Origin of the sequence: Pseudomonas sp. IT-P44 (assembly GCF_949768225.1) — a bacterium.
GTDB lineage: Bacteria > Pseudomonadota > Gammaproteobacteria > Pseudomonadales > Pseudomonadaceae > Aquipseudomonas > Aquipseudomonas migulae.
This window is the reverse complement of sequence record NZ_CATKQM010000069.1, coordinates 1-5,949: the sequence shown is the minus strand read 5'-3', so window position 1 is coordinate 5,949 and position 5,949 is coordinate 1. Positions and strand designations below refer to the sequence as shown.

Genomic DNA, 5,949 nt, shown 5'->3' with positions numbered 1-5,949 from the left:
GGGAGGTGTTATTTGTTCCACGTCGTCGGGCAACCGATGCAGCCTTCCATATTCGCATCCTGAAAGTTCGCATAATGCTGACGCGAACCGCTGAGGTTTGCCTGTTCTAGGTTGCTTTCACCGAACTTGGCTTCCTGCAGATTGGCATCACTGAGATTCGCGCCTTTGAGGTCGGCTTTGCTCAACCAGGTCATTTCCAGGTCGGCCGCCCGCAGGTTGGCGTTGTGCAGTTTGGCGCCGGAGAGGCGGGCGAATTGCAGGTAGGCGCCGCTGAGGTTGGCGTCCTGAAACTGCGCACCCTGGGCAAACAAGCCCCAGCCCTGGACCGCCATCAACGTGGCACCGCTGAAGTCGGCCAGGCGCAGGTTGCTTTGTTGCAGGCTGGCGCGGGTCAGGTTGGCGCCTTGCAGTTGGGCTTTTTCCAGGTTGGCGAGGTCGAGGCGGGCGTGACGCAAGTCGGCGTCGCGCAGGTCGGCGCCGCTGAGGTTCATGTTGCGCAGGTCCTGATTGCTCAGGTTGGCGCCTTTGAGATTGGCACCGGGGCACTGGCTGTGTTCGGCGAGGGTGCAGCCGTTGATGATCAGGGGGGCGTCGTCGCTGTCGTCCGCGAAAACCGGAAGGGCGGCGAGTAATAACATTAGAGGCAGGTATTTCATGGCGGAGTTCTCGTTGTCGGGGAGGGCGTTATCGCCAGCAAGCCGGCTCCTACAGGTTGCGCACGTCTGTAGGAGCCGGCTTGCTGGCGATGGGGGCATCAGCGTTTCGCGGTCTGGTTATCCCAGCTCGGAATCTTGAACACCCAGAACGACCCGCCCTGAGCCACCGGTTTGGTCAGCTCGGCCATGTCGCCGCCCCACAACGGCACCGCGCCGCCATAGCCGACGGTCACGCCGATGTACTGCTCGCCGTCCTGTTCCCAGGTGATCGGCGGCGAGACGATGCCGCTGCCGGTCTGGAACTTCCAGAGCTCCTTGCCGGTTTTCGCGTCGAAGGCCTTGAAGAAACCGTCGCCGGTGCCGGTGAACACCAGGTTGCCCTTGGTCGCCAGCACGCCGGCCCACAACGGCAAGTGTTCCTTGTGCTCCCACACCACTTTGCCCGTGGTCGGGTTCATCGCCCGCAAGGTGCCGACGTGATCGTCGTACATGCGCTTGATGCGGAAACCCATGCCCAGATAGGCCGAGCCTTTCTTGTAGTTGACCTCTTCGGTCCAGTATTCCTCTTTCCATTGGTTGCCCGGAATGTAGAACAGCCCGGTGTCCTGGCTGTAGGCCATCGGGTTCCAGTTCTTGCCACCGAGGAACGGCGGCGAAACCTCCACCGGTTTGCCCTTGGTTTCCCCCGGCAGCGGCTTGGCCGGACGCTGGCCTTCATTCTCGACCGGCCGCCCGGTCTTCAGGTCGATGTGGCTGGCCCAGGTGATGTTGTCGACGAAGGGGAAGGCGTTCTGCAATTTGCCGTTGTTGCGGTCGACCACGTAGAAGAAACCGTTGCGGTCCGCATGGCCGGTGGCCTTGACCGTTTTGCCGTCCTTGTCCTTGTAGTCGAACAGCACCAGCTCGTTGTTGCCGGAGAAATCCCAGGCATCGTTCGGGGTGTGTTGGTAGAACCATTTCACCTCGCCGGTGCTCGGATCGACGCCGACCTGGCCCGAAGTGTAGAGGCTGTCGTAATCGTGCGGGTTGCCATCCTTGGAGGTGCGCGCCCAGGTGTTCCACGGGCCAGGGTTGCCGGCGCCGACGATGATGGTGTTGGTTTCCGCGTCGAAACTGGCGCTCTGCCAAGGGGCGCCGCCGCCGTGGCTCCAGGCTTCGACCTTGCCGGTTTCAGTAGTTGGATCGTTCGGCCAGGACGGCGCCTTGACGTCGCCGGTCGGCGTACTGTCCTTGCCGTTCAAGCGGCCCATGTGGCCTTCGACGAAAGGTCGCATCCACACTTCTTCGCCGGTGTCCGGGTCGCGGGCATAGAGTTGCCCGACAACACCGAACTCATCACCGGAACTGCCATGGATCAACAGCACCTTGCCGCTGGTCTTGTCTTTGATCAGCACCGGGGCGCCGGTCATGGTGTAACCGGCGGCGTGGTCGCCGAATTTTTTGTTCCAGACCACTTTGCCGGTGTTCTTGTCCAGCGCGATCAGTCGCGCGTCGAGGGTGCCGAAGTAGATTTTGTCGCCATAAATCGCCGCGCCACGGTTGACCACATCGCAGCACGGACGAATGTTGTCCGGCAGGCGATGGTTGTAGGTCCACAGGCGCTTGCCGGTCTTGGCGTCGAGGGCAAATACCCGCGAGTACGAACCGGTGACGTACACCACGCCGTCACTGACGATGGCCTGGGATTCCTGGCCGCGCTGCTTCTCATCGCCGAAGGAGTAGGACCAGGCCGGTGTCAGCTTGAACACGTTCTTGTCATTGACCTGGGCCAGTGGGCTCCAGCGCTGGGCGTTGGTGCCCATGCCGTATTGCAGAACGTCCTTGGTGGTCAGGTGATCGTTGGCAATGTCTTCCCAGCTCACGTTGTGCGTCGGTGTGGCAGGCGCGGTTGCAGCTTGGCTGGCAGCGCTCAGGGACAGGCTGCTCACCAGCAAAAAGGCTTGCACGGCGAGGGTCAAAGGGGAAAGGGCGGGTAGCGATCTTATTGTCATGGTTGCAGTTCCCAGTGGAGGTTTTGGCCTGCACAGGGTGGTGCGTCCGACGGGGTGCCGAATACGGAAAAAGTCCCGCTGTTGCCGGGAAAATTTCCCAGGCGGCACCTGATTTGGATGTGCGTCGCAAGCCCTACTACCAAGGTACTGGGTGGCGACCACCAAAGCAGCATGGGGCTTGTGCGAAGCGCTTCCTAAGATGGCCGCCATAGCCTCTGTAAAGAGGTTTTGCGTGCAATCCTGAGGGCATAACAATGACAACAAAACGCAACGCCTTGCTCGTTGCCGGCCTGCTGGCCGGCTTCATCAGTGCAGGTTCGGTCTTGGCTCACGGCAATGTCGTGCCACAAGCCGTCGAAACCCAGGGACTGACCCCGATCAAGGACGCCGGCGTGCAACTCGATGGCGATGGATGGGCGGCGGTGAACCCTTACCGCACTTCCCCGGAACACGATAAGGCCGTCGAGATCGGTTCATCGGCCTACAACCAGAACTGCGCGGCCTGTCATGGCCTGGAAGCCAAGTCCGGCGGCATCGCGCCTGATTTGCGCATGCTCGATGTCGGCGAGGCCGGTGATGAATGGTTCGTCGAACGGGTGCGCCATGGCGCGGTGCGTGACGGCCGGGTGTACATGCCGAAAATGGCGGATTACCTGAGCCAGGAAGCCCTGTGGGCGGTGCGCACTTACCTGGACAGCGTCCGCGTCGAGGAGTAATGCATGCGCCTGCTCGCGGTGTTGATCAGCGCTGTGTTGCTGTGCTGCCAGACGGTGCAGGCGCAGGTCCGCAGCTATGACGAAATGATCGCCGCCGGGGAGCTGAAAGTGGCGGTCTACAAAGACTTCGCCCCCTACAGTTTCGACGACGCCGGCCAACCCCGTGGCGTCGATGTCGACCTCGCCGAGGCGCTGGCCAAAGCGCTTGGCGTGCGACTGACGCTGATCTGGGCGCCCGCCGGCGAGAAGCTCGACGACGACCTGCGCGACTACATCTGGCGCGCCAGTCCGTTGCACGATTTGCAATTGGCCGACCTGATGATGCGCGTGCCCTATGACCAGGATTACGCACGCAAACGCAACGAACTGGGCGAACTGGAAAACAGCCATGTGGTGATGTTCGGTCCGTATCAGAACGAACAATGGCAAGTCGCCTATGACCGTCGTCGACTGGAATCGGTGGCCAGCGTCGCCGTGTTCGAGCATCACCCGATCGGCGTCGAGGTCGACAGTGTGCCGTCGTTCTACCTGACCTCGGTGTTCAACGGCATGCTCGCCAGCAAAACCCATCACTACCCCGGCGTGCCCCAAGCGTTCGCGGCGATGAAGGCGGGCGAAGTCGACGCGGTCATGGCCATGCGCGGCGAGATCGACTGGCAGGTTCATGAGGCCGCCGACCCGCAAGTGGCGCTGGCGGAAAACGCCTACCCGAACATGGGCAAGCAACTCTGGGAAATCGGCATGGCCGTGCACGAGAGCAACCGGCAATTGGCCTATGCCGTGGAAGAGGCGCTGGAAGCCTTGATCCGCGAGGGTTCGGTGAAAGCCATTTATGCCCGTTATGGCCTGCGCTATGACGTCCCGGAGATGTATCAACAGTGAACTGGCGCGCGTGTTGTCTGTTGGCCTGTTGGCTACCCTTGTCCGCGCACGCGGCAGACATCGCGCCGGGCAAAGACCCGGTGCCGTCGGTGATGTGGGCCTTCTATCACAAGCAGATGCTCGGCGATGCGCCGTTCGTGTTTGATGAGCGGGTCAAGCTGCTGGCGCCGCCGTTCGCCGAAGACGCCCGGCAAGTGCCGCTGGAAATCGATGCCCGAGCGTTCAAGGGCGAGGTGGTGAAAATCCTCGCCTGGGCCGAGCTCAATCCTTTGCCGAAGATTGTCGATTTCCAGCCGCTGGATCGGGTGTTGCCCTGGCTGTCGATCCGCATTCGTGTCGAACAAGCCACCCCGCTGCGCGCGGCCGTCCTGACTCGCGACGGTGTGTGGCATGTCGGCTCGACCCTGATCGATGCGGCGGGCGGCGGATGCACGGCGCCGAGCGTGGTGCGCACCCAGCCGGGCTGGGAAGAGCACATCGGCGAAGTGCTTGGCGGACGTTATCCCCGTGGCGAGTTCAACCGCTTGCGTTTGCAGGTGGCGCACCCGATGGATAACGGCATGGTCGGCGGTATCCCGGAATTCTTCATCAACCATGCCGAGCTGCGGGATCAGAACGATCAAGTGCTGGCCCGCCTCGAACTGTTTCCCGCCGTCAGCGAAAACCCCAACCTGGCCTTCGACATCGAAGGGGCAGGGCAGACGCGCCTGTTGCTGCGCGACAACAGCGGCAACGAATTTGATGCGGCCATACCCTGACTCAAAGGAGCGCGTGATGCGCTGGATGCTGCTGTTGTTCATCAGCCTGAGCCTTCCGGCGTTGGCCGAACTCGACTATTCACTCAAGCCCCGGCAGATCGCCGCCGACACCTGGCTGCTGGAAGGCAGTACCGACAATTTTGCCAAGACCAACGGTGGCAACATCGTCAACACCGCGTTCATCGTCACCGAACGCGGCGTGGTGGTGATCGACACCGGGCCGTCCAGGCGATACGGCGAAGCGATGCGCAAAGCCATTGCTGCGACCACCGACAAACCGGTGATCCAGGTGTTGCTGACCCATCATCATCCCGATCATGTGCTGGGCAATCAGGCCTTCAGCGATGTGCCGATCGGCGCGCTCGCGGGCACCTGCGAGTTGTTGAAGCAGCAGGGCGACGCCATGGCCGAGAACATGTATCGGCTGGTGGGCGACTGGATGCGGGGCACCGAAGTGGTGTTGCCGACCGAGACGCTGACGCCCGGCGTGCGAAATTTTGGGGATCACGATCTGCGCCTGCTGAGCCTGGGTGGGCATACCGGCGCGGATCTGGCTATTCTCGACCAGCAAACCGGCGTGCTGTTTGCCGGGGATCTGGTGTTTTACCAGCGGGCGCTGACCACGCCCAACAGTCCGGGGTTGTCGGTGTGGCTAGCGGACATCGCCACGCTTCAGGGGTTGGCGTGGACGCTTATTATCCCCGGTCACGGCCCGGTGGCCACGGATGCAAAACCGTTCGAACAAATGCGTGACTACCTCGGCTGGCTCGACCAGTTGATGCGCGAGGGTGCGGCCAACGGCAGCGACATGGCCGAGATGATCCGCAGCCCGATTCCCGAACGTTTCGCCGGGATCAGCCTGAGTCGCTACGAACTGATCCGTAGCGTCAGCCATCTCTATCCGCGCTACGAGCGCACACAAATGAAACGCGTTGACTCAAACCTG

Annotated in this window: 6 protein-coding genes; 4 read left to right on the top strand and 2 right to left on the bottom strand. The window is 62.0% G+C overall.

Annotated elements, in window-relative coordinates; genetic code table 11:
- Positions 1-8 precede the first annotated feature (8 nt).
- Both ACM6IO_RS26605 and exaA read right to left on the bottom strand, forming a co-directional pair.
- Positions 9-656: a pentapeptide repeat-containing protein gene (locus ACM6IO_RS26605; protein ID WP_414912532.1), complete on the bottom strand. Its 648-nt coding sequence runs from the start codon at positions 654-656 to the stop codon at positions 9-11.
- A gap of 98 nt (positions 657-754) precedes the next feature.
- Complete coding sequence (gene exaA, locus ACM6IO_RS26600) at positions 755-2,647, bottom strand: quinoprotein ethanol dehydrogenase (RefSeq protein WP_223452663.1); 1,893 nt, start codon at positions 2,645-2,647, stop codon at positions 755-757.
- A gap of 254 nt (positions 2,648-2,901) precedes the next feature.
- Between exaA and pedF the strand changes: the two genes are divergently transcribed.
- The 4 genes from pedF to ACM6IO_RS26580 all read left to right on the top strand — a co-directional run.
- Positions 2,902-3,363, top strand: coding sequence for a cytochrome c-550 PedF (pedF, locus tag ACM6IO_RS26595; RefSeq protein ID WP_414912531.1), 462 nt, complete (start codon positions 2,902-2,904; stop codon positions 3,361-3,363).
- 3 nt (positions 3,364-3,366) lie between these two features.
- Entirely contained in the window at positions 3,367-4,245 is an 879-nt protein-coding gene (locus ACM6IO_RS26590) for a substrate-binding periplasmic protein (RefSeq protein WP_414912530.1), read from the top strand.
- Positions 4,242-5,003, top strand: coding sequence for a quinoprotein dehydrogenase-associated SoxYZ-like carrier (locus tag ACM6IO_RS26585; protein WP_414912529.1), 762 nt, complete (start codon positions 4,242-4,244; stop codon positions 5,001-5,003). The genes ACM6IO_RS26590 and ACM6IO_RS26585 overlap by 4 nt, the downstream gene beginning before the upstream one ends.
- 16 nt (positions 5,004-5,019) lie before the next feature.
- Positions 5,020-5,949: quinoprotein relay system zinc metallohydrolase 1 (locus tag ACM6IO_RS26580; RefSeq protein WP_414912528.1), on the top strand; the 930-nt coding region annotated here is incomplete at its 3' end.

Bases quoted from the DNA above. Each gene is read 5' to 3' on its own strand.
- ACM6IO_RS26605 (WP_414912532.1), bottom strand. From the start codon at position 656: ATGAAATACCTGCCTCTAATGTTATTACTCGCCGCCCTTCCGGTTTTC.
- exaA (WP_223452663.1), bottom strand. From the start codon at position 2,647: ATGACAATAAGATCGCTACCCGCCCTTTCCCCTTTGACCCTCGCCGTG.
- pedF (WP_414912531.1), top strand. From the start codon at position 2,902: ATGACAACAAAACGCAACGCCTTGCTCGTTGCCGGCCTGCTGGCCGGC.
- ACM6IO_RS26590 (WP_414912530.1), top strand. From the start codon at position 3,367: ATGCGCCTGCTCGCGGTGTTGATCAGCGCTGTGTTGCTGTGCTGCCAG.